The sequence below is a fragment of the Companilactobacillus futsaii JCM 17355 genome, assembly GCF_001435505.1.
In the GTDB taxonomy this organism is placed as follows: domain Bacteria; phylum Bacillota; class Bacilli; order Lactobacillales; family Lactobacillaceae; genus Companilactobacillus; species Companilactobacillus futsaii.
Window position 1 is genome coordinate 1 of sequence record NZ_AZDO01000008.1, and the last position, 24,614, is coordinate 24,614.

The 24,614-nt window shown below is 34.8% G+C and carries 27 protein-coding genes; 13 read left to right on the top strand and 14 right to left on the bottom strand.

Annotated elements, in window-relative coordinates:
- Positions 1–114 precede the first annotated feature (114 nt).
- From FC88_RS00845 to FC88_RS00880, 7 genes are all read right to left on the bottom strand, one after another.
- A complete protein-coding gene (locus FC88_RS00845) occupies positions 115–684 on the bottom strand; it encodes a hypothetical protein (RefSeq protein ID WP_057811926.1) in 570 nt (189 codons plus the stop codon).
- 56 nt (positions 685–740) lie between these two features.
- Positions 741–926, bottom strand: coding sequence for a hypothetical protein (locus tag FC88_RS00850; RefSeq protein ID WP_057811927.1), 186 nt, complete (start codon positions 924–926; stop codon positions 741–743).
- Positions 927–1,287: 361 nt separating this feature from the next.
- Positions 1,288–2,061 carry a hypothetical protein gene (locus FC88_RS00860; protein WP_057811929.1) on the bottom strand — a complete coding sequence of 258 codons (774 nt, stop codon included), beginning with the start codon at positions 2,059–2,061 and terminating at the stop codon, positions 1,288–1,290.
- Entirely contained in the window at positions 2,054–2,767 is a 714-nt protein-coding gene (locus tag FC88_RS00865) for an ATP-binding cassette domain-containing protein (protein ID WP_057811930.1), read from the bottom strand. Before FC88_RS00865 ends, FC88_RS00860 begins: the two co-directional genes overlap by 8 nt.
- Positions 2,768–2,781: 14 nt before the next feature.
- Positions 2,782–3,531: a hypothetical protein gene (locus FC88_RS00870; RefSeq protein WP_057811931.1), complete on the bottom strand. Its 750-nt coding sequence runs from the start codon at positions 3,529–3,531 to the stop codon at positions 2,782–2,784.
- Entirely contained in the window at positions 3,524–4,264 is a 741-nt protein-coding gene (locus tag FC88_RS00875) for an ATP-binding cassette domain-containing protein (protein WP_057811932.1), read from the bottom strand. Before FC88_RS00875 ends, FC88_RS00870 begins: the two co-directional genes overlap by 8 nt.
- Entirely contained in the window at positions 4,257–4,631 is a 375-nt protein-coding gene (locus FC88_RS00880; protein WP_057811933.1) for a GntR family transcriptional regulator, read from the bottom strand. The genes FC88_RS00875 and FC88_RS00880 overlap by 8 nt, the downstream gene beginning before the upstream one ends.
- A 235-nt stretch (positions 4,632–4,866) precedes the next feature.
- Between FC88_RS00880 and FC88_RS00885 the strand changes: the two genes are divergently transcribed.
- Entirely contained in the window at positions 4,867–5,412 is a 546-nt protein-coding gene (locus tag FC88_RS00885) for a hypothetical protein (RefSeq protein ID WP_149029774.1), read from the top strand.
- Positions 5,413–5,426: 14 nt separating this feature from the next.
- Here FC88_RS00885 and FC88_RS00890 read toward each other — a convergent pair whose 3' ends face one another.
- Positions 5,427–5,777 (bottom strand): hypothetical protein, encoded by a 351-nt coding sequence (locus tag FC88_RS00890; protein ID WP_057811935.1) that lies wholly within the window; start codon positions 5,775–5,777, stop codon positions 5,427–5,429.
- Positions 5,778–5,893: 116 nt separating this feature from the next.
- Here FC88_RS00890 and FC88_RS00895 point away from each other — a divergent pair, with 116 nt between their 5' ends.
- The 10 genes from FC88_RS00895 (at position 5,894) to FC88_RS00940 (ending at position 17,375) form a co-directional block, all read left to right on the top strand.
- Positions 5,894–6,100 carry a hypothetical protein gene (locus FC88_RS00895; protein ID WP_057811936.1) on the top strand — a complete coding sequence of 69 codons (207 nt, stop codon included), beginning with the start codon at positions 5,894–5,896 and terminating at the stop codon, positions 6,098–6,100.
- 171 nt (positions 6,101–6,271) lie between these two features.
- Positions 6,272–7,564 carry a GTPase HflX gene (gene hflX, locus FC88_RS00900; protein ID WP_057811937.1) on the top strand — a complete coding sequence of 431 codons (1,293 nt, stop codon included), beginning with the start codon at positions 6,272–6,274 and terminating at the stop codon, positions 7,562–7,564.
- Between the two features lie 140 nt (positions 7,565–7,704).
- Complete coding sequence (locus FC88_RS00905; protein ID WP_057811938.1) at positions 7,705–9,342, top strand: peptide ABC transporter substrate-binding protein; 1,638 nt, start codon at positions 7,705–7,707, stop codon at positions 9,340–9,342.
- 23 nt (positions 9,343–9,365) lie between these two features.
- Positions 9,366–10,298 (top strand): oligopeptide ABC transporter permease, encoded by a 933-nt coding sequence (gene opp3b, locus FC88_RS00910; protein WP_010019019.1) that lies wholly within the window; start codon positions 9,366–9,368, stop codon positions 10,296–10,298.
- Positions 10,298–11,323 carry an ABC transporter permease gene (locus tag FC88_RS00915; RefSeq protein ID WP_010019020.1) on the top strand — a complete coding sequence of 342 codons (1,026 nt, stop codon included), beginning with the start codon at positions 10,298–10,300 and terminating at the stop codon, positions 11,321–11,323. The genes opp3b and FC88_RS00915 overlap by 1 nt, the downstream gene beginning before the upstream one ends.
- Before the next feature lie 16 nt (positions 11,324–11,339).
- Positions 11,340–12,386, top strand: coding sequence for an ABC transporter ATP-binding protein (locus FC88_RS00920; RefSeq protein WP_057811939.1), 1,047 nt, complete (start codon positions 11,340–11,342; stop codon positions 12,384–12,386).
- Positions 12,386–13,312 (top strand): ABC transporter ATP-binding protein, encoded by a 927-nt coding sequence (locus FC88_RS00925; RefSeq protein WP_057811940.1) that lies wholly within the window; start codon positions 12,386–12,388, stop codon positions 13,310–13,312. The genes FC88_RS00920 and FC88_RS00925 overlap by 1 nt, the downstream gene beginning before the upstream one ends.
- Before the next feature lie 895 nt (positions 13,313–14,207).
- On the top strand, positions 14,208–14,714 hold the full coding sequence (locus tag FC88_RS00930; RefSeq protein ID WP_057811941.1) for a YagU family protein: 507 nt from the start codon (positions 14,208–14,210) through the stop codon (positions 14,712–14,714).
- 7 nt (positions 14,715–14,721) lie between these two features.
- Positions 14,722–16,035 (top strand): glycoside-pentoside-hexuronide (GPH):cation symporter, encoded by a 1,314-nt coding sequence (locus FC88_RS00935; RefSeq protein WP_057811942.1) that lies wholly within the window; start codon positions 14,722–14,724, stop codon positions 16,033–16,035.
- Between the two features lie 11 nt (positions 16,036–16,046).
- Positions 16,047–17,375 carry a replication-associated recombination protein A gene (locus FC88_RS00940; protein ID WP_057811943.1) on the top strand — a complete coding sequence of 443 codons (1,329 nt, stop codon included), beginning with the start codon at positions 16,047–16,049 and terminating at the stop codon, positions 17,373–17,375.
- 38 nt (positions 17,376–17,413) lie between these two features.
- On the opposite strand, the gene rpiA is transcribed toward FC88_RS00940, so the two are convergent.
- Together rpiA and FC88_RS00950 are read right to left on the bottom strand one after the other, a co-directional pair.
- Positions 17,414–18,076, bottom strand: coding sequence for a ribose 5-phosphate isomerase A (gene rpiA / locus FC88_RS00945; protein ID WP_057811944.1), 663 nt, complete (start codon positions 18,074–18,076; stop codon positions 17,414–17,416).
- A 69-nt stretch (positions 18,077–18,145) separates the two neighbouring features.
- Positions 18,146–18,658: a MarR family winged helix-turn-helix transcriptional regulator gene (locus tag FC88_RS00950; protein WP_057811945.1), complete on the bottom strand. Its 513-nt coding sequence runs from the start codon at positions 18,656–18,658 to the stop codon at positions 18,146–18,148.
- Positions 18,659–18,810: 152 nt separating this feature from the next.
- Between FC88_RS00950 and FC88_RS00955 the strand changes: the two genes are divergently transcribed.
- Positions 18,811–20,364 carry an MFS transporter gene (locus FC88_RS00955; RefSeq protein ID WP_057811946.1) on the top strand — a complete coding sequence of 518 codons (1,554 nt, stop codon included), beginning with the start codon at positions 18,811–18,813 and terminating at the stop codon, positions 20,362–20,364.
- A 554-nt stretch (positions 20,365–20,918) separates the two neighbouring features.
- On the opposite strand, the gene FC88_RS00965 is transcribed toward FC88_RS00955, so the two are convergent.
- Both FC88_RS00965 and FC88_RS00970 read right to left on the bottom strand, forming a co-directional pair.
- The gene (locus tag FC88_RS00965; RefSeq protein ID WP_057811948.1) at positions 20,919–21,641 is read right to left on the bottom strand and encodes a C40 family peptidase; all 723 of its coding nucleotides are present in this window, start codon (positions 21,639–21,641) and stop codon (positions 20,919–20,921) included.
- Positions 21,642–21,845: 204 nt separating this feature from the next.
- On the bottom strand, positions 21,846–22,409 hold the full coding sequence (locus FC88_RS00970; protein ID WP_057811949.1) for a guanylate kinase: 564 nt from the start codon (positions 22,407–22,409) through the stop codon (positions 21,846–21,848).
- A gap of 84 nt (positions 22,410–22,493) precedes the next feature.
- On the opposite strand from FC88_RS00970, the gene FC88_RS00975 reads away from it, so the two are divergent.
- A complete protein-coding gene (locus FC88_RS00975) occupies positions 22,494–22,703 on the top strand; it encodes a hypothetical protein (protein ID WP_057811950.1) in 210 nt (69 codons plus the stop codon).
- 42 nt (positions 22,704–22,745) lie between these two features.
- On the opposite strand, the gene FC88_RS00980 is transcribed toward FC88_RS00975, so the two are convergent.
- Positions 22,746–23,672: a hypothetical protein gene (locus tag FC88_RS00980; RefSeq protein WP_149029773.1), complete on the bottom strand. Its 927-nt coding sequence runs from the start codon at positions 23,670–23,672 to the stop codon at positions 22,746–22,748.
- Between the two features lie 131 nt (positions 23,673–23,803).
- Entirely contained in the window at positions 23,804–24,430 is a 627-nt protein-coding gene (locus FC88_RS00985; RefSeq protein ID WP_057811952.1) for an LVIS_2131 family protein, read from the bottom strand.
- Positions 24,431–24,614 lie beyond the last annotated feature (184 nt).

Genomic DNA, 24,614 nt, shown 5'->3' on the forward strand with positions numbered 1-24,614 from the left:
AAATGTCAACTTGACAAGGCAGAGTGCATTCCAGCCAAATTTTCTTTGCTATGGAGAACGGCATATTACTACTAACTTGACTTAAGAAAGAAATTTCCGCACTGAATAACTTTTTTATACTGTTTGTTCAAGCAACTCTAAATCCTGTCCTGACTTAGAAGTAATTTGTTTCAAGGCTTGCTCGATTTTTTTATCCTCTGTAGCGTCCATTGACAAATCCAAAATGACTTCAAATCCATCGGTCGTTTTTAATTCAAGATAAAACGGTGTCGCTAAATTGATTAGTAATTTTTGTGGTGCATAAACGTTAAAAAATACTCCACCAACAATATTATCCGGAACCTTGATTCCTTTGCCACTAACTAACGAAACCTTAGCAATCCGAGAAAACTCCAAGAATTCTTGATTCGTTTTGGAAGGCACGATAATGGCTGATAATTTACGTTCCAATGTACTGTAATCGTAAAAATAAATTCCTTTATCAGTTACTTCCCAATAGCCATAATTGTCATTGAGATTAATAGAATACAAAAATGGCCCAATGATTAAACACAAAATTGCAAACGCTCCAGCAATCATAATACTGTCAGAAAAAGTATAAATAAAAACTCCAATTATCAAACTAACCGCCACAATGACTAATAGCGGTTTGTAACTGACTTTTCGTCCAAATTCCAAATTCATAATATACCTCGAAAAATTTCATTCCTTTAAGAATACCATTTTTTAGTATATAGCGCTTACTTAATCAAAAATGCACCTACGACTAGAAAAATTATTCCCATGATCAAGGAGAAATAGACGCCCATAAATACGTATGGTTGAGGATTTTTTACTTTTTCTTTGATGTTGTAATAAGTTTTCCGGCCAACATAAATTTGATAAATTCCCATAATAATTACAATTATTCCAATCAATTCCGTCATTATCAGTGCACCACCTTTTAACTCAATGATATGCCACTATTGAGCAAAAGAAAAAGGTTTGATTTTCTAAGAAAAATACTTAGAAAAATTAAACACCGATCCCACTACCGAAACCAATCCAGTTACAACAATAATTAAAAACGCGATACCTTTTATGCTGCAGACATCTTCCCAAGGAAATTTCATTAAAAAAGATAATCCTAAAATACCTATCCAAAAATATTTTACTTTGTAAAAATTTCGATTGAAGCTCACACAATCCCCTTCTTTACTCCGTTTTTACTTTTAGTTTAATTGAGAATTATTTCTTTGTGCCAAATTTGTCATGAACGTGCGATTTTTCATCATAAACGTGTTGTTATTAACGTATTGTTTCTACCCAGCGTTTCATTAAATAAATATTGATAAGGCTAAAAATTACTAACCAAACAAACATAATTCCTGAAGTGATCCAAATAGCGTTACTAAACTGTGAAAGCGTCTGTGCCCCCATGTATCCTGCTGTATAAATCAAGCGATAAACGTAACCTGTTGCACTATCAAAGATTATTGATGCAGCCCAAATTACTACCAGATAAAGAATAAAGGTCACGAATTTTTGCGATTTGAATGGTAAGAATCCTTTGATCCAACTAATTAGAAAATGAATTAAAGTAATTCCACTCCACGTTACTAAAGTTACTAAGATCATAAAAATTATTACGCCAAAAGTTAAACCTGCTCCAATATTTGAATTAGTAAAATTACTAGAATCGATGCCACCAAAATTACCAATTGCATATAATATAACGGCAATAATGACTTCTAATATTTGTAAATAAACAAAAGCCACAAAGGTAGTGAACAAATTACTAATATATAGAGTCGTATCCGTGACCGGAATCAAACGATAATTGTTACTAGTATAAATATGCTCATTTTTACGTGACAACATGATGAAACTGACAAAATTAACAATCGTCACACTAACAACAAAGGTTTCAAAGAAGAAATCGATTGTAGTGTTAAAGCCACTAGAAATGAGTCGCATGATGAATAAAACAATCAAGGCTAAAATATCAATACCAACGATCCAATTCATCAACTTCCATTTTTCTCGAATCAGATTCTTACTTAGACCTGCAAAATCATTCATTAGGTAGACCCCCTTCGTAAACTTTTTCGTAGTATTCTTCGACACCCAAATGATACTTTTCTTGAATCGATTCGACTGAACGCATTTCATAAACTGTCTTATCTTTAATAATTACGATGTCATCCAATAAACTAGCTATTTCTGTCACGTAATGATCACTGATAATAATCGTGGAGTCATCCGATTTCCAACGAATAATACTACTGATAATTTTCTTACGAGACATACTGTCGATTCCACTCATTGGTTCATCTAACAAATACAACTTCGTATTTCGTGCTAAGGCTAAAGCAATCACCAGCTTACCAAGGGTCCCAGTTGAAAGACTTGATAGTCGTTTTGATTCATCTAAGTCTAAATACTGAGCAATTTCTTGATATTTCTCCATTGAAAAATCAGGATAAACATTTTGATAAAAATCAACCATCTCACTGACTTTGGTATTGCGCCCAAAACCACCTAATTCATCACTTAAACTGACATTCTTTTTGATATCAATTTTTTTAGTTTTATCATCTACCGTTATAACGCCTTCTTTAATGGAATTAACACCAGCAATCAACCGCATTAGAGTTGTTTTACCAGCTCCATTTTCTCCGAGGAGTCCGATAATTTTGCCATTGCCAATTGATAAATTGATATTATCTAAAATGGTTTTGTAGTTTTTCTTATAAGTTAAGTTAGTTATCTTTAGTAATTCAGTCATCTTATCTCCTCCTTTTACCTAGTTGCTTCTGACCATCTATTCAATAAATATAAATTCAAAAACGTCAAAACAACGTTCCAAGCTACTAATATGAATAAACTCATGTTGAGCATTCTCACGATACTACTGAAACTAGTGGTTACTTCTTGCACTCCCAAAAGGATCAAAGTATTGGCAGTAATGACATTGAACGGTACCATAACGGCCCAAATTACAATCAAGGTTAAAATTACGGTCGCAAAAGTTTGCTTTTTAATTGGTAAAAGATCTCCTATCAAAGAAACTAGTAAACGAATTACGACACTACCAACCAAAATCAACATAATTCCTAAGATAAAAGCTATAACAAGCTTAATTTGGAACCAATATTGATTGACATTGAAATCCCTAATCATCATTTGATCATATGGATTTGGAAAGATTGCATTTGCTCCAAAATAGATAATTGCTTCACCAACTAGTAAGTAAATTATGGCAAAAAAAGCTGATAAAATATTGCTGAAATAAAGACCATTGCTGCTGATTGGAATCAGACGATATTTGCTGCTATCGAAAACATAAATAACTGATATTACCAAAAGTACGATGCCAGTAATAATTGCAATTAAAACACCACCAGTTAAACTCGTTGGATCAGTAACTTTAAAAACTTTTTTGTACAACATCATCAACACTATAGCTAAAATATGAAAGCCTAAAATTATTGAGACTAATTTCCCACGTTGACGAAATAAGTCTTTATTAATTCGATTAATATTACTCATCAGCACTACCTCCTCCGTAAACTTGCTCATAGTAGGCTTCGACACCTAAATGGTATTTATTTTGAATTTCTTCAACTGAATCTACTTCATAAATTGTCTGGTCTTTAATGATAATCACATCATCTAATAATGCAGCGATTTCTTTAACATAATGCGAACTAATTATCATTGTGGCTTCTTCGTTTTTCCATTGAATAATGCTTTTAATAATCTTTTTGCGTGTCATGATGTCGATTCCATTTAGAGGTTCATCTAACAAATAAAGTTGAACTTGGCGTGCTAAGGTTAAAGCAATCGTTAATTTTTCAGTTTCACCAGTTGAAAGATTTTTTAAGTTTTGACGACTATCAAGTGCTAAAAAGTCTGCCATTTCTTGATATTTATCTAAAGAAAAATCTGGATAAACTGTTTGGTAAAATTTAACAATATCTTTAATACGAGTACGTTCAAGCCAGCTATTGGCGAATACATCTTTAAAGGCACTTTTGAGTGAATAAGTCGTACTAACACAAGATTTGATAGCTTCTTTACTTTCAACTCCAGCAACGGTGATCTGTCCAGATGTCTTAGAATTCAAGCCAACGATCAACCTCATCAAAGTTGTTTTACCAGCCCCATTAGCTCCGAGTAAGCCGACAATTTTGCCGTTGTCTAAACTTAAATTGACCTTGTCTAATATAACTTTGTGATTCTTCTTATATCGAAGATCTTTAATTTCTAGTACCTTACTCATCGCCTTCATCCCTTTGTTTGACATAGTTTTTAAAGCTATCAATGATTTCTTGATCGTTCATATTTAATGAATGCAATTTGTCATACGTTGCATCAAACATTTCATTAACAATGTGGCTTCTTAATTTGTTTATAATCTGTTCATCCTCTGTTACAAAATTACCTTTACCGCGCTGTGGAATAATAACTTTTTCTTCCATCATTTCCTTCAATGATTTTTGAACGGTATTAGTATTTGCAGAAAATTGAACTGCCAACTGTCTAACAGAAGGAAGCTGTGACCCTAGTTCATACTCATTACTGATGATCTTACGATACAGAATATCCTTGATCTGTAAATAAATTGGTATGCTGTCGATATATTCCATCTTTTCACCTTCTTACTGTTCTAGTACACTAATACAGTATAACAGATAAAAGAAAAAAGCAACCACTCGATGTTGATTGCTTTTATTTATTTTCTATTACAATTTGTCCACGATATATTTATAACATTCAACAAAAATCATGCTATATTAACATTGAAATTGGGAATGGATACATAGAAAAGACTGATGTATCATGTTAAAATTTGGAAAAAAAGTTACCTACCGACCGCTAAGTTTGAGCTTATTAACGGGACTAGCAGTTGGGACTTTATTTGGCTCCAATATTTCATTAATTCTTGGCATCGAGGTTGGAAGCATTATATTCAGCGTTATGTTTTTTGGACATTATCTTCTCTTTCTACCAACTATCTTCAATTATTGGGAATCAAGTCCAAGATTCATTCGTTATAGCGATACGAGAAAAATCACTAGCCGAATTATCGCAATGTTTTTTCCAGCTAAACTTCCAATGAACGTAATTGATAAAAATAATATCAAAGAAATCAAAGTTATCGGTTTACCGCCAGCTTATACTAATTTGACCGCTCAATTTATTGCCGCTGAAGAAGGTAGTCTGATGTACGGACTGTTCTTGATGATCAACAATCCCGTCAAAATCCAAATTATCTTGGATGACAAAACTATAATTCACTTGGATATCTCTAAAGACTACTTCACACATCCACAAACTACCATCGCCAAATTAAAATTATTTTTAAATAGGTTCAAAACTTCGAAAATCAATTTATCGGAAGAAAATCTTAAATTTATTAATGAATGACAAAAATGCTTCTCCTACAATCGTAGGGAAGCATTTTTTGAATTAAGAATATCTATTAAAGAATAGGCTGTCTCGAAACTAGTTGTTCGTTGAGAAATCTGGGAAATTTGTTCCCACAAACGTCTCGAATAATCATTAAAAATTAAATGTTCATCATTTTTAGCATGGTTGACGGATTTGATCAATTCGTTAACTCGCTTGTCAAAGAGTGAACCACGATATTGTTTATTGGAAAGTTCTTGAACTGAGTCAGTAACTAACTGCTCAATCTTTTGATTAATTACTGATTCATTAATTTGTTTGCTAAAAGATTTCTCGAATTCAACTAACAACGACAGCAATAATTTTTGCTTTGAATTATCCATTTGTATTTTCACCCGTATATTAATATAACTGATTTTGGCTAGAATAGATACCATTTTTGTACGATTGTCTGGTGTATAATAAAACGTATACATTTTATTAATTATCAGGAGAAATTATGAACAAACAATTTTATAAGACAATCAATTTTTGGTATGGCGTTGCTATGCTAGTAGTCGGTATTATCTTTATCGACCACTCGACTGAATCAACCTGGCTCTTAGTCGATGCCATCTTCATCATCGCTGCAGTAGTATTCTTTTTACTAAGTCTATTTCACAAACCAAAGCCCAAAAAAGAAAACGACCGTAATCCTTTAATGTAAAAATCTATTTCTACCTATTATATAGCTTCAAAAGGTCTTCCATGTTATTATTTAAACAGTTTACTGAAAGGATGGTATTTCATCATGAGCACAAAAATTAATATCATTGCAAATAATTTATAAAAAAATGGCATTGTTACCCTGGGGTAATTAGTGCCACCAGGAGGAAGAATGAAAGAATCTAACTTAACTTTTGAAAAAACACGTGTCATCATTGCCGGAGTCAGTCATTTACAAGCTGATTTTGAATATACGATGCAAGAACTCGCTTCACTAGTCGAAGCCAACAATATGGAAGTCGCTGATAAGATTATCCAAAACGCTGATACTGTCAGTGGAGCTACCTACTTTGGTTCAGGTAAAGTCCACGAAATCAAAGAAATCGCCAATGCGGATGACGTACAAATTGTCGTTTTAAATGACGAATTGACACCTTCACAAATTCGTAACCTCGAAAAAGAAACTAGATTGAGTTTTATGGATCGGACCGAATTGATCTTACAAGTCTTCTCAACTAGAGCTCAAACTAAGCAAGCTAAACTTCAAGTTGAAATTGCCAAACTTCAATATCAGTTGCCAAGAATTCACCCATCCGGTAATCCTTTGGACCAACAATCCGCTTCTGGTGGTTTAGCTAACCGTGGTGCTGGTGAATCAAAGCTAGAACTTGATCGTCGAGTTATCAGAAAACGAATCACCGCCTTACGTAACGAACTTAAAACGGTCGATAAGACGATTAACGTTCAAAGTAGACGTCGAACTAATACTTCTTTACCATTAGTTTCCTTAGTTGGTTATACAAATGCTGGTAAATCAACTACTATGAATGGTCTATTGAACTTTAACAAAGAAGATTCTCAAGACCGCAAAGTTTTTGAAAAAAATATGCTTTTTGCCACTTTGGATACTAGCGTTAGACGAATCGACTTGGAAGACAATACAAGTTTTCTACTTTCCGATACCGTTGGTTTTGTCAGCAAGCTACCTCACAACTTAGTTGAATCTTTCAAGACTACTTTAAAAGAAGCCCAAGCAGCCGACCTTTTGATACAAGTCATTGACGTCAGCGATGAACATTGGAAGAACATGATCGATGTCACAGAAAAAACTTTGAAAGAAATTGGCGTGACAGATAAACCAATGATTTATGCTTTCAACAAGGCTGATCTAAAAGCAGGACAACAATTCCCTACTATCGAAGGCGATAATATTTATTATTCAGCCATTGATAAAAAATCGATTGAAAAATTAGTCGACTTAATCAAACTAAAAATCTTCAATAATTATCAAAAAGCTGATTTACTAATACCTTACAGCAATCAAAAGGTTACCGAAGAAATTTTACAAACCTCCCAAGTACTCAAAAAAGAGTTCACTAATGACGGTTCTTTGATTACTGCTAATTTAAGTCCCACAGAATTAAAAAAGTTTAATAAATATATCAAAGCAGAGATGTCTGAATAACAGATATTTCTGTTTTTTTTTGCATTTTTGTCCATAATGTATTATTATTTTATAAACATTAGAATTTTTCTAATTAAGGGCATTGTGTTTTAATATTCATTAGTTTATTCTAAGAATAATTAATTTAGGGAGGTTAAACAATGAAATTCAAGAAGAAGTATTTACTTGCATTGTTACCGATATTTCTATTCGCATTAGTTCTGAGTGGCTGTGGCTCTTCTGCTGAAAAAGATAGCAAAGATTCCCTCTCAATCAGTTCCAGTGATGTTATTGCAACAATGGATTCATCTATGAACACCGATGTTATCGGAGCTCAAAATTTAACTAACACTATGGAAGGTCTTTACAGATACGACGGTAAAGATTTACAACCTGCTATAGCTAAAGAAATTGTTAAACCCACTAATGGTGGTAAGGTTTACACTTTCAATCTAAGACATACTAAGTGGTCAAACGGCAAACCCGTAACTGCTAACGATTTCGTTTATGCATGGAGAAGAACCGTTGATCCAAAGACTGCTTCACAATATGCCTACATTTATACTGGTATTAAAAACGCTGACCAAATCAGTGCTGGTAAAAAGCCTGTAAATTCTTTAGGTATCAAAGCTTTGGATAAATACACTCTTCAAGTTACTTTGGAAGACGCTATTCCATACTTCAATACTTTGATGGCTAGTTCAACGTTCTACCCACAATACAAACCTGCAGTAGAAAAAGCCGGTAAACAATATGGTTTGAAGAGTAAAGGAATGGTCTTCAATGGGCCTTTCAAACTAGTTAACTGGTCTGTTTCAAGTAACAGTTGGACTGAAGTTAAGAACAACTCATACTGGAACGCTAAAGCTGTTAAATTAAAGAAATTAAAGTACTACGTTGTTAAGGATGCTAATACTGGTTTGAACCTTTACGATACTAACCGTATCAACCGTCTAGAAAAACTTGGTGGTGACACTGCTCGTCAAGTTTCAAACTATAAGACCTTCTCAATGGATAAACAAACAGGTAACTTCTATCTTGAATTTAATCAAAAGAAATACAAATTCTTTAAGAATCCTAAGATCAGACAAGCTATCTCAATGTCTATCAATCGTAATCAATTAACTAACAACGTTCTTGGTAAAACTGGTGGTATTGAACACACAATGGTTCCAGTAGGTATGTCATATAATCCTACAACTAAGGTCGATTTTACTAAAGAAAAGGTACTTCAATCTTCAAATAAATATACTGAATACAATCCAACCGAAGCTAAGAAACTTTGGAAGGAAGGTATCAAAGAAACTGGTCAAAAAGATCTCAGCTTTACCCTTCTAGGCGATGATACTGATGGTGCTAAGAAACAAAACGAATACCTTCAAGGTCAACTAGAAAAGAACTTACCTGGATTGAAGATCACGCTTCAAAACGTTCCATTTAAATCTCGTCTAGATAAGTCAACTAATGGTCAATTCGATATCGTTGTTACTGGTTGGAATGCCGACTATCCAGATCCTGTTACATTCTTGGATCTATTCACAACAACCAACTCACAAAATAATGGTAAATATTCTAATAAAGAATACGATGAATTAATCGACAAATCTAAGACAACTGATGCTACTGATGAAGATGCTAGATGGCAAGACCTTCTTCAAGCAACTAAGATTTTGACTGACGAACAAGGGGTCGTTCCTTTGTATCAATCATATCAAGCTAACTTGACTAGAACTAACGTCAAAAATTACCGTATGACACCAAATGGTAGTTACAACCTTGTCACTGTCTACAAAAAATAACTAAAGGTGAGGGAGATTAAATAATGACTAAATATATTCTCAGAAGAATTTTTTATTTATTCTTGACCCTCTTCATCATTGCGACAATAACTTTCTTCCTGATGAAGATGCTTCCTGGTACACCGTTCTCTAATCAGAACCGTATGTCCGCGGAACAATTGAAGATCGTTAAAGCCCAATATGGATTGGATCAATCAGTATTTGTTCAATATGTTCGTTATCTTGGTGGGTTATTACAAGGAAACCTTGGTACTTCCTTCCAATTCAACAATGAACCCGTTACATTATTAATCGGTCAAAGACTTGCTCCATCAATGCAAATTGGTGCTCAAGCTATGATCGTTGGTACTATCTTCGGTATCTTACTTGGTGCCGTTGCAGCTATTCGTAAAAACACATGGGTTGATACACTTGCAACATTCGTTTCAATTCTTGGTCTATCAATTCCATCTTTCGTTTTAGCTGTTTTACTTCAGTTCTACCTAGCCTACAAATGGAAGATTTACCCAGTTGCTCTATGGGACAACTTCCAATCAAGTGTCCTTCCAACAATTGCTTTAGCCGCATTGCCATTAGGTACTGTTGCTCGTTTCATGAGAACCGAAATGGTGGACGTTTTGAGTAGTGACTATATCGAATTAGCTAAATCAAAAGGTAACTCTAACTGGAAGGTTGTTACAAAACACGCTCTACGTAATTCATTGATTCCAGTTGTTACTATCATCGGTCCAATGGCAGTTTCTGTTATGACTGGTTCCATGGTTGTTGAGAATATCTTCTCAATTCCTGGTATTGGTGAACAATTCGTTAAATCAATCACTACAAACGACTACCCTACTATCATGGGGCTTACAATCTTCTATTCATTCTTATTAATCATAGTTTACTTGATCGTCGATATCCTTTATGGACTAATCGATCCAAGAATTAGACTAGGAAACGGAGGTAAAGAATAATGGAACAAATCCCTCAAATTCCTAAGGAAAAATTTAAATTAGTTCATGATGATAACAACAAAGAACAAGAAAAAATTGGTACTCCTTCACTAACTTACATGCAAGATGTTCGTCGTCGTTTGTTCAAAAACAAAGTCGCCGTTGTCTGCTTGACATTGTTATCAATTATCGTTTTGATCTCTGTCTTTGCCCCAATCATTGCGCCACACAATCCTAATGCTCAACAAGTTACGATGTCTAACTTGCCTCCTAAGCTAGGTCAATTGAACATCCCTGGATTCAATGGTTATCAAAACATGGGTGGTCATATGGTTGATGCTTATAAGCAAGCTGGTGCCCCTAAAGATGCTTTCTATCTTCTAGGTACTGACTACCTTGGCCGTGATCTTCTTTCAAGAATCATTTATGGTACTAGACTTTCATTAGTCGTTGCCGTACTTGCTACATTAGTTGACCTTCTAATCGGAGTGCCTTATGGTATCGTTTCTGGTTGGAAAGGTGGCAAAACTGATACATTCATGCAACGTATCGTTGAAATTGTTTCATCAATTCCTAACTTGATCGTTGTTATCTTGATGATGATCGTTCTAAAACCAGGTCTAACATCTATCGTTATTGCGATTGCGATTACTGGTTGGGTTACAATGGCGCGTCTGGTTCGTGCTCAGACCTTCCAGTTAAAGGAGCAAGAATATATCTTGGCCGCTAGAACTCTTGGTGAGTCATCAACTAAGATTGCGACAAAGCATTTGATTCCTAACCTATCTTCAACAATTATTATTCAAACAATGTTTACAATTCCGAATGCCATTTTCTTCGAAGCTTTCTTAAGTTTCATTGGTATTGGTATTCCCGCACCAAACGCATCATTAGGTACACTTTTATCAGATGGTCAAAAAGCCTTCAGATTCTTACCTTATCAAATGTGGGCTCCAGCTATTATCTTGAGTATTATCATGATTGCCACTAACCTTCTTGGTGATGGTCTACGTGATGCCTTTGACCCACAATCATCTGATCATTAACTAAGGAGAAATCGAAATGGAAAAAATTCTAGAAGTAAAAGATTTACATGTAGACTTTGATACCTATAACGGTACTGTCCATGCCATTCGTGGTGTTGATTTCCATTTAAATGCCGGTGAAACCTTAGCTATTGTTGGTGAATCTGGTTCTGGTAAGTCCGTTACAGTTCGTGCAGTTCTACAATTATTGGCTTCAAATGCTAAAATTTCTAAAGGAGAAGTTCTCTATCATGGAGACGACCTTCTTCAAAAAAGTGATCAAGACATGGATAAAATTCGTGGAAATAAAATTTCAATGATTTTCCAAGATCCCATGACCTCACTTGATCCTACTATGACAATTGGTAAACAAGTTGCGGAACCACTCTTGATTCACAACAACGTTTCCCAAAAGGATGCCCTTCAACGTGCTGAAGAAGTTCTTCGTTTGGTTGGTATTCCTAATCCTAAAGCCAGAATGAATGATTACCCTCACCAATTCTCTGGTGGTCAACGTCAACGTATCGTTATTGCGATTGCTATCGTTGATTATCCTGAAATTCTTATCGCTGATGAACCTACAACAGCCCTTGATGTTACTGTTCAAGCTCAAATCATCGATCTATTAAAAGAATTGCAACAAAAAATTGGTACTTCAATCATCTTCATTACCCACGATTTAGGTGTTGTTGCAGGCATTGCTGATCGTGTTGCTGTTATGTACGCGGGACGCTTTGTTGAATACGGAACCGTTAACGAGGTATTCTACAACCCTCAACACCCTTATACTTGGGGCTTGCTTGATTCCATGCCTACTCTAGACACTAGTGAATCAGCTCGTTTGAACTCAATTCCTGGTACCCCACCAAACCTCTTGAATCCCCCAAAGGGCGACGCGTTTGCCCCACGTAACAAATATGCTTTGGAAATCGACGAAGAAGAGCAACCACCTTTCTTCAAAGTTTCTAAAACTCACTATGCAGCCACTTGGTTGCTACATCCAGATGCACCAAAGGTTACCCCACCTGCAGGCATCTTAAAACGTTTCGAAAAATTTCAAAAGTTAGGAGGCAATGCTAAATAATGGCAGATGAAAAAAAAGTAATCGTATCTGTAAAACATCTAAAACAATATTTCAACATTGGCAAGCCTAACGAAGTTAAAGCTGTTGATGACGTTTCATTTGATATTTATAAAGGTGAAACATTTGGCCTCGTTGGTGAATCTGGTTCTGGTAAGAGTACTACTGGACGTAGTATTATCAGACTTTACAATCCAACTGACGGACATATTTTCTTCAACGACCAAGACATTAGTACTATCAAAGCCCATGGACCTAAAATGAAGGAATTCCGTCGTGAAATGCAGATGATTTTCCAAGATCCTTATGCTTCATTAAACCCAAGAATGAAAGTTAAGGATATTATCGCTGAAGGTCTTGATGTCCACGGTTTAGTTAAAAATGAAGAAGAACGTGACCAAAGAGTCCGTGAATTACTCGACATGGTTAACTTAAACCCTGAACATATGACTCGTTACCCATACGAGTTCTCTGGTGGTCAACGTCAACGTATAGGTATCGCTCGTGCTTTGGCCGTTGATCCTCAATTCATCATCGCCGATGAACCTATCTCAGCCCTTGATGTTTCTATCCAAGCCCAAGTCGTTAACTTGATGCAAGATATCCAAAAGAAACAAGGACTAACTTATCTCTTCATCGCCCATGATCTTTCCATGGTTAAGTACATCAGTGACAGAATCGCTGTTATGTATCGTGGTAAAATCGTTGAATTAGCTGAATCCAACGAAATTTATAACAATCCATTACATCCTTACACACAAAGTCTTTTGTCAGCTATCCCCGTTCCTGATCCCGAAGTGGAAAAGAAACGTACTAGAATTGACTTCGACCATAAAAGTCCTTTTAAAGACGATCAAAGACTTCAAGAAGTATTACCTGGCCACTTCCTCTATTGCAGTGACGAAGAGGCTAAGAAGTATCAAAAATAGACTAGAAAATGAGTGCAGACATTTCCTAGTCTATTCGACAAAATCCAAATCCAATACCAAACAAATATTATTTTACATAAGGAAAGGAGCTAGCCAAATGGCTAGCTCCTTTTGTATTTGTATTTGTCATAAGCAATTTCTTCTTTCTGTTCAAATTCTATATATTTAAGGGGGAGGATAAATATATGAAAAATATCATGTTTTAAATTTTTAATTATCTATTTTGAATATTTCTTTATAGTCATTGAGTCACCTCTTGTTGCTTGACTATGCTTATATAATAACGGCTAAATATGAAGTAACAATTGGGTTTTTAAGAAATAAATCGTAAGTAATTGTGAAGAAAAATCGACATTTAGTATTATGGAAAGCAAAAAACTCGCCATTTCGACGAGTTTTCTTTTTTGTGATATTTACGGGGAATAAATATCAAATTGTTTTTTAGGAAATTAACTTTTTATATCTTTAGGGGGGAGATATTTGAAAAAGTTTTTTATCTATGTGTTTATAAGGGGATTAAACTTATTTAAAATAGAGTATTTATATAGGGGTTTATTTCTATTCATGTGTAAAGTGAGTTATCTAAGAAAATAATATCTTACAAGAGGTCTCCAATTTCATCCGGTCACTTCTTTCAAGTAAATTCTTTATTAGGGGGGAATTCATAATTTATATTTTTAATAATCTTATAACTAAGAACAAATTTCTTTGTTGTTTTGTTATTTGACTATGCTTATATAATAGCGAGGATTTATGAAGTAATAATTGCCAAACCAAGAATTAATTTATAATAATTTATGAAGAAATTATGATGTTATCTCAAGACTAATTACCTGAATTAGCATTTAAGCTGTTTTATACTTAAATTAAAATAATAATAAAGTGAGGGATTTTTATGAAATTAACGAAAGCTCAAAAAGTCGATTTGAAGGCAGCCATTGTTGCGGGGACAGCTGCTGGTATCGTTTCTGGCTTTGTCAAACTAGGATGGGAAAACGTCTTGCCACCTCGTACTCCTAAACGTGATGCCGTAAACCCTCCTCAAACTTTAATGGAACAATTCGGCATTCCTAAGAAGATCACTCGTGGCACTTACACTTATTCAGAACAAAAGATGCCTTGGGCTAGTTTTTTGATGCACTTTGGCTTCTCTACTTCATTTGCTATCATCTATGAAGTTTTATCAGAATACAAACCATTCATTAGAAAAGGTTCTGGTGCTATTTTTGGTTTGGCCATTTGGGTAGCCTTCCACATCGGAATTATGCCAATGATGAAGACTGTTCCTAGTCCTAAAGATCAACCAACTGAAGAACACATATCAGAAGCTCTCGGTCACATTGCTTGGATGTGGACCAACGATATCGTCGGCCGTGAACTATATCGTCGTCTAACTAAGTAGGTTACTTTTGGATAAATGGAAAACCTCATTAACTGAACGAATCAGTTATGGTTTAAGTGATGCAGCGGATAACCTTGTCTTTCAAATGATGACTACTTATCTACTATTCTTTTATACTGACGTTTTTGGATTGACTGCTAATGAAGTGGCCATCCTATTTGTAGTGGCTAGAACCGCTGACGTCTTTGAAAGTTTAATTATTGGTGTCATGATCGACAACACCCACTCTAAATGGGGCAAAAGTCGTCCCTTCTTTTTGTGGTACTCATTTCCTTATGTAGTATTCGCTGTTTTGACCTTTGTTACGCCTAATTTCCTTCCACACTCTGGGAAACTTATTTGGGCATACGTTACTTACCTAGGCTTAGGATTCTTCTACACAGCCGTTAACTTGCCAATTACTTCAATCTTGCCAACAATGACTAACAATGAACAAGAAACGACTCTCTTAGGCGTTATTAGACAGTTTTGCGGTAGTTCTGTTCAAATTATCGTGGCTGTCTTTACGATTCCTCTAGTCAACTTATTTGGCCAGGGAAACCAACAGAAAGGTTTCTTAGGCACTATCATTCTCTTTGGTTTCATCTCGTTAGTCTTGATTTTGAATACATTCTTTCATGTTCGAGAACGTTATACTAACAAAGAAATCAGTCACCAACCAATTTCAGAAGTTTGGAAGATGCTCAAGCAAAATAAACCTTGGATCGTTATTTCTATTGTTATCTTCTTGTATTGGTTGACGACTTCAATTAAAAATCAAACGACAATTTATTACTTTAAATACGTTATCCATGATGAAAATTTAGTTTCTATCGCTAACAGTTTTACTTTCACCGCTCTAATTGGTGTTGTAGCAATTTACTTTGTTTCAGCCAAACTAGGTAAGAAAAACACGATGTTACTAGGTATTATTACCGCATTTGTCGGTCAACTGATTATCACCTTTGCAGCTTATACGACTAATTTACCAGTTCTCTTCACAGGTATCTTCATTAATTGTATCGGTGGAGGTTTTATCATCGGACTGGTTTCAATCATGATTGCCGATACGATTCGTTACGGAACTGCTATGGGAATCCAAGCAGAGGGTGTTTTAGCTTCAACTGACGACTTTGGTGTTAATCTAGGGTTAGGACTGGGTGGTTTGATCACTGCTGAATCATTACAGATTTCTGGGTATGTTTCAAATAAAGCTCAAACCACTGCCACAATTTCCGCTATCAATTTAAATTACGCTTTAATCCCCTTAATTTTATACGTCATCATGTTTTTAATTTTATTGGGATACAATGAAAAGAAAATTATTCAAGCAATTAAGTAAAGAAGGCAAATATGCAACAAGAATCTCTCTTTGCCAATCAAAATAACGATAACAACAATACTCCCCTAGCCAATCGGGTCAGACCGACAACGTTAGAGGAGTTTGTTGGTCAAAAGCATTTGATTGGCGACAAAAAAATCTTACGAGAAATTATCGATCAAGACAAAATCCCCTCACTTATTTTTTGGGGACCCCCTGGAGTTGGAAAAACTACTCTAGCTGAAATAATTGCTAAAAAGACTAAAGCTAATTTCATCACCTTCAGTGCGGTCACCAGTGGAATCAATGACATCAAAAAAGTCATGAAAGAGGCTGAACTCAATCATGAAATGGGACAAAAAACTATCGTCTTCATTGATGAAATTCACCGTTTCAACAAAGCTCAACAGGATGCTTTTTTACCTTTCGTGGAAAAAGGCAGCATCACTTTGATCGGCGCTACAACTGAAAATCCTTCGTTTGAAATCAATTCGGCTTTACTCTCACGCTGTAAGGTTTTCGTTTTAAAATCATTAACACAAGATGATTTAGTCGAATTACTGAATAACACGTTGAATAATCCTAAAGCTTTCAAAAAAGAAATCGATATTCAAGATGATACGTTACAGTTAATTGCTGCTTACGCTAATGGTGATGCCAGAGTGGCCTTGAATACTTTAGAAATGGCTGTTATTAATTCTCAAACTAAAGATGATAAGGTTACCGTCAATATCGATGATATTCGTCAACTACTCAATACAAAATCACTACGCTATGACAAAAATGGTGAAGAACACTATAACATCATTTCAGCCTTGCACAAATCCATGCGTAACAGTGACACTGACTCGGCCATTTATTGGACTACTAGAATGTTAGAGGGTGGCGAAGATCCACTATACATCGCTAGACGTTTAGTTAGATTTGCTTCTGAAGATATTGGTCTAGCTGATACTAATGCCTTAAATGTTGCTATTAATACTTTTCAAGCTTGCCAGTTCCTAGGAATGCCTGAGTGCAACGTCCATTTGATTGAGTGCGTAATCTATTTGTCAGTTGCTCCGAAATCAAATGCCGCTTACAAAGCTCTTCTCAAAGCTCAAAAGGATGTTAAAAAGTATGGCAATCTTCCTGTCCCTCTACAAATTAGAAACGCTCCGACTAAATTAATGAAAAACCTTGGTTACGGTAAGGACTACAAATTGGCCCATGATTATCAAGATAAATTAACTACGATGCAAACTGTTCCTGATGAAGTTCTGGGGCACCAATATTATGCTCCGACTGAACAAGGGCGCGAAAAACTTTTTAAGCAACGACTCGATTACATAAAAAATTGGCATCAAGAACACAACAAATAAACCGAGAAAACTCAAATAAGAGTTTTTTCGGTTTATTTTTATATTTCTCTTTTCACGTGCTTCACACCATCATCAGTTGCTAATAGTGCATCTGTCACAATATCTTTAAAATAAGAAGTTCCCATCACACCGACCATTGATCCTAATTCAGTATCAATTTCATCAATATAAGACCAATCATCAAAATGACAATCTAGTAGACCGTTACCGTTCTTTGTGCGAACCATCCCAGCAATATCGCTTGATTGACGAATTTTTGCCGTACCACCGAGTTTTTCAACAGTTGCAATAACTTGTGGCATGGCCAAATCTAAAACTTCCAAAGTTAATTGAATATCTGGATTTAAAACTTTAGTAAAACGAGCTTCTGGAGCCAAAATAACATAACGTTTCGATAAATTAGCGTAGACCTTTTCTAAAACGTGAATCCCACCATTACTCTTTAAAGCATTTAAATTATGATCCAAACTATCGCAACCATCAAAAGCTAAATCAAAAGTAGACACTTCTTCCAATGAAGTTACTGGCAATTCCAATTCCTTGCAAAGCGCTCTAGTAGCTTCTGAAGGACTAGCGAGTTTAATGTCTAATTGACTATCCTTAACCGCTTTAATCAAACGCCCAACTGTTCGTCCGCCCCCAAAGCTAACAGTCATCTTTGGTTCGATCATCTCTAAAGCTGCCTCAATCAACTTTTCCATAATAATCTCCTTATTATTTAATTCAGTTACATTCTATCAATTAGACTAAAAAATTTCTTTTAATTCTACTCAATCTGGATGAACTTTATTTAGAACATGATTTAACATAAATTGATGGTATCTATTTTGCAATGATGGATCGGCTTCTTTGATATCGAGATACATTTGATTATTTATTTTATCCAAAATTTTATTAAATTGTTCCAATTCTTCATCATCCAATACCCTTAAATATTCAGGAATCGAACGAGTTCTTTTTTGAATTTCTAAACGTCCTTTATCAGTTAAACTAACAACGGTAACACGCTTATCAGATGATGATTTTTTACGTGTCACTAAACCTCTTTTTTCAAGTTTACGAACAAATTCTGCTGTTGATTGTGGAGTCATGTCAATTCGTTCAACTAATTCTTTCTGCGACAAATTATCACTATCAATTAAGGCTAAAAGTATTTTCCCTTGACCTTGAAATAGCATTTTATAATCACTTTCATGTTTATTATCATCTTCGGCAATATTTTGTAACATCTCAAATTCAATAATCTTACCTGCTGTTTTGCCTTGGTTAACCAAATCTGTCATTGAATTAACACCTCCATTTTATATTATACGCGCACGTTGAATAAAATTCAGGTCCACCTGATGATATTACTTGTATTTTAGTAAGGTCCCCCTTATAATGAGATTTAATCAGGTATACCTGATTATATTTCTTTACTAAAGGAGCGATTAAAATGCAACTATCAAAAACTAAATGGTGGACCTTAGGAACAGTGAGTTTAGCTGTCTTTATGGCTATGTTGGATATCACCATAGTGAGTGTTGCGTTACCAGATATTCAAAAGAGTTTTTCCGTAACATTTTCGGCTTTACAGTGGGTTTTGAATGCTTATACCTTGATTTATGCTGTAATGTTATTACCAGTTTCTAAACTAGGAGATCGAATTGGACGCAAAAAAGTTTTCTTAGGCGGTTTATTCATCTTTATCATTGGTTCAATCGCCGATGGACTGGCAATCAACGACCTTTGGCTTAATATAGCTCGAGGACTTCAAGGTACCGGTGGAGCAGCTATGATGTCATTATCTCTTTCAATTGTTACTGCCGCTTTTCCAAATAAACAACGGGGACTGGCTTTAGGTATTTGGAGTAGTGCCGTTGGTCTAGCTGTTTCTATTGGACCTTTAGTCGGTGGTATTTTGGTCAATAGTCTCGGTTGGCGTTCTATATTTTGGGTCAATGTCCCTATTGGTTTGATTGCTATTGTAATGGGACTAATTTTTATTAAAGATAACAAACATACGGATACAACAAGCTTAGATTGGATTGGCTTAATAACAAGTGCCTTATTAATATTTAGTATCATTCTTGGTCTCATGCAAAAAGAATCACACTATAATTATGCTTGGACAAATTGGAATATATTGGTTTGGTTTGACATCGCCCTACTTGCTTTAATATTATTTATAATCACAGAATCAAAAGTCAAAAATCCATTAATTGAGTTAAGTTTATTTAAATCATCCACTTTTATCGGTGCTAATATTGCTGCATTTACTTTAGGTGCCGGAATATACGGTGTATTTACATATCTTTCAATTCTAATGCAAAATTACATGGGTTACTCTGCTTTTGAAACAGGACTAAAGCTATTAGTTATCAGTATTTTTACATTGATTCTAGGACCAATTACCGGTATGCTTTCAGATAAAGTCGGCAATCGTTGGTTAATTAGCATTGCATTATTCATTGGTATGACTGGAATTTTATTGATCAACTCAATGCTAAAAGTTCCATTCGAATGGACAGCTCTTTATCCAGGCTTTATCCTTTTAGGAATCAGTAATGCCACCTTAAACCCTCCTATTTCAAATGCTGCTATGGGTTCTGTTAAAACTAAACAAATTGGTATGGCATCCGGAATAATTAATGTCTTTCGTCAAGTAGGTATTTCTTTTGGAATTGTTATCTTAGGAATAAGTATTACTAATGGTTACACAAGTAAAGTAAACAGTAGTATGGCACTCTTAACTAAACTACCTTCTACACTTAATGAAAAATTAACAGCGATTCTCCATAAAGCTGGGGCCTTTGCTGGACAACAGATCTTTACAGACCCTAGAGCTAAAAATTTCCAACAATTACCAATTTTTCATCAAATAAAATCGATAGTTTATAGTGCCTTTAATCAAGGTATGCACCAAGCAGGAATAGTAATTGCTTCTCTATTGGCTATTGGTGGAATAGTAGCTCTATTGCTTACCAAAGATAAACCACATAATTCATAAAAAAAAAGCCATAATTGGCTTTTTTGTTTTTTAAGAGTTACGGGGAATAACTCTATAATTGACTTCATATCTATTAGGGGGAGATATCTGAAGTTTATTTTTAGGGGATTAAATTTTTTAAATATATGTTTTAAGGGTTTATCTTCTATTCATTGTTTTCAATAATTATCTTTTTAAAAGGATTATCTCTATTGGGGGTTATCTATCCATCCGGTCACCTCTTTGCTTTTTGACTATGGTTAAATAATAACTTACAAATACGAATAAATTTGTAATAAAATGTGAAGAATTCTTGAAAGAGAGGGCAAAGAGATACGCTTAGATGTTGAGCATCGCCCAGCTCTGGGAATTGCCCACGGATTTTGGGTTTGTGGGTGATTTTCAGAGTGTAGCAAAGCACAGACATCTGTATCTCGTAGCCCGTTTAAGTGGAGAGATACGTTTAGATGTTGAGCATTTGCCTAACTTCACGGATTACCCACGGAATTTATCCATCAAAAAAGGATCACCCAAACGGATGATCCAATGCGAATGATTTAAATTTTGAATTTATATTATAGAACCTTAACAGCGAATGAAGGCATGAAGTAACCTGAGATTGTTGAAATCTTAACTGATTCGCCTGGTTGTGGTGCAGCGATGTATTGGTTGTTACCTAAGTAAATAGCTACGTGGTAAGTTGAACCTTTGCTACCCCAGAACAATAGATCTCCAGCTGAAGCTTGAGAAACAGCTTCTTGTGTACCAGCAGATTCTTGAGCTACTGTGTAACCACCGATACTCTTACCAGTTGCTTGTTGATATACATATGATGTGAAACCTGAGCAGTCAAATCCTGCAGGTGTCTTACCACCCCATACATAAGGTGTGCCTAAGTATTGTTTTGCAGTACTGATAACACTATCAGTAGTTGAAGCTGAAGTTGTATCTGAATTTGATGCAGCTTGTGTAGTAGCTGTTTGTGCAGTTACATCACTACCCTTAACCCATTCGTTTGTTGCTACAAGGTACCACATGTTGCCTTCGTCATCTCTAGCAGCTTCACCAACGCGCCATGAGCTGTTTGAAGCCAAAGCACGACCGGCACTCTTAGCTGCTGATGATGGTGATGTATAAAGCATTGACATGTTCTTTGTTGTTACAACTGAAGGAACGTTGTCTTTAACAATTTGTGTTGCGGCTTTAGTTGTAGTAGCGTTTGATAGACCTAAACCTGTAACTGCCAATGCTGCAGCTGCTGTAAATGAAACTAGACTTTTTTTAACGTTTGTATTCAAAATTGAAATCCCCCGTAATGGTTTACTTTTTTAATTTTTAAGTTTTTATTAATTATTAATTTCTTATCACTCAACGATGACTATAATACTCTATGAATATTGCAGAATTGTTACAACAATTGAATAAGAATGTTACACTTTATTCTTCACAAAATAAAAAGTGCTAATCACTGATATATCAATGATTAGCGCTTTCTTGTGAAATTAATTTTTATGAATTTTTTCGTTTTTTAGTATTTTATTGACGTTTTCTTTGGTTTTTTCGATGTTTTTGTTAATAATCTTATAGCATTTGCCTGATAATTCACTAGGAATTTGCAGATCTCGTTGGAATTCATCACTGTTAATACGAGCCTTGAGTCGGTGTTTTTCATCCCCACGACTCTCCAGACGCTTTGTCACAGTTTCCAAATCGACTTCTAAGAAAATCACCACTGCATCTTTGCCATACTTCTCTTTGTACGAAATAGCTCCCTTAGTATCGACAACAATACTAGCAGCGTCATATTTTTCCCAAGTTTTATTGAGACTTTCCTCTGAAGAACCATACCAATTGCCACTATATTCGACTTTTTCGAGGTAATGATTATTTAAAAAGCTTTCTTTCGTCTCAAAATAGTAGTCAACCCCACTTTTTTCGCCTGCACGTGGTAATCTAGTAGTGTGAGTGATAACACTTGGTATACGATATGTATCTTGCAGATATTTACTAATGGTAGTCTTGCCGGTTCCGCTGGCACCCGTTATAACAATAATCTTTTTATCCATTTTGGACTCCTATAATTTGAAATATTTCTTCTACTATATTATTATACTAATCTGTTAATTAATTAATCCGAGGAGACTTTACATATGAAAATTGAAGACCTAAAAGTTGGTAATGTTTACGATTGCTCCGTTGATGAAGATATGGATTATCCATTCCAAGGTAAAGTTGAAAAGATCTATGAACATTCAGCTTTGATGGAAATTGTTAAAAATGATCCTAAAGACAACTCCAACAAGATGGAATTAAACAACAAAATCGTTGTCAGTATCAAGAAAATCAAACAAGCTAAGTAATTAATATCTAGGCAGTGTTTCCATTTTGGGAATGCTGCTTTTTTAGTCGCCTTCGTTTAAATTAAAATCATCATAAGTATCATAATAATCGTCATCTTGGTCGTCTGCAAAATCATACGTCTTAGATTCTATCTTGCTATTTGATTTTTGGTAATATTTTGTAATTGGCTCTTCAATCCCCATCTTTTTTAAAGCTTGTTGTTTAGGATTCTTTTCCAAATAATACAATTGATTCGTCGTATCATCCTTCAAACAAGTGGCCGATACTCTAGAAAAAGTAACGTAATGTTCAGCTGAAGCGTCACTAAGATCCAATGTTTTTAACGCATATTTACCATTCTTAATCAAAATTTCTGGATGAAAATATCGTGAAAACTGCAATAACCCATTACTTTGAACTATTGCCTCATAAGAATTTCGAATTCCAGTGTTAAAACTAATATAGTTACGAAAGTCCAAACTATTAACGTAATATTTACCATCTAAATCTTTTGGAGACGCGCGCAAATCATCTGGCAAAGAACCCGAATGATACAATTGTTTATCTAAAATTTTTAGAGCCGTTTGATAATCATTACTATCATCAAATAATTCTAAATCGTGATTATCCAATAAATGAATCTTCTGAAACAGATTTCCATTGTATAGTACATAAGTATTCTTTTTCAAACGACGATATGAAACATCAGATAAATAGTCAATTTCTTGACCACTAGTTAAGTCATTGAGTAATATCTCATTCGACTTGATCATTAACTCCGACAATTGATCACTTTCATTTGAAGAATCACTAGTCGAATACTGATAATACGTATTTTGAAGTTGATCAGGAATTCCTTTGGTAAAATTTAAAGTCTTCACAACACTCTTTTTAGTAGTATTAACCTTCTTTTGAGGATGGTGTTTCACTTGAGAACATCCCCCAACAAGAAATACTACAAGTATTGCTGCTAAGCCCCACCTCTTCATAAGAATCCCCTTTGCCTAAGATAAAAACTAGTCTAGCATGAGGTGTGGCAATTTTTACCATAAATAATCGTTTATATCAAAATCGAATAAAAATCCCACTAGAACAAATATATCCTAGTGGGATTTCTTAATTATTTTTCAACTTCAATAAATGATCTAGCAGGAACTCTCAAAACACGATATTCCATTGCGTAACGGTTAGCTTTCAAACCTAAACCATTGATGAAATTATTTTTATATTTAGCTTGCACAGTGATTACATAAGCATATTGATACTTAGAATCTAGTTTTTTAATCTTTTTCATTGGCCAATCTAAGTGGATACCAGAAACTGTAAATGGCAAGGTAGCATCTGAAATAGTTGAATCACGACTAGATACTGTATAAGTCGTATTGTTCAACCAATATTGATACACATCAGTACTGGAGTTAGATTGCTTTTTATCGATTTTTACATAATATCCTTGGCCATCATCAGTCGTCTGAACAATCATCGGATCGTACTTATACGACACTGACACAGCCTCTTTGTCAGTTAAATCAACTCTTGTAAATAGACTAGTATACAAAAGTCCACTGACCATTAAAATTATTACTACAATTTCTAAAAAATCCGTCAAAATTGTTTTCCAAGTAATTTTACCTTTTTTAACAACTAAAATATTTAAATGACGATTTCTAATATTGAATACAACAAAAATTAAGAGCGCAATTACAATGATCCACGCTATAATTCCTACAAAATTCCAAGAATTCATAGTTTTCTCCCAACTAAAATTAATTGTCTTAAACACTTCATAACTTTATAATAGTCATTACGCTAATTTTACCACGAATCGAAAAAATAATTGAAATAGAGATGTAAAACGATACAAATTGTGTGTGCATACTGGTTTGCGCGTTTTTTGTAATGACGGTATAACCACGCTATATCGTGTATGC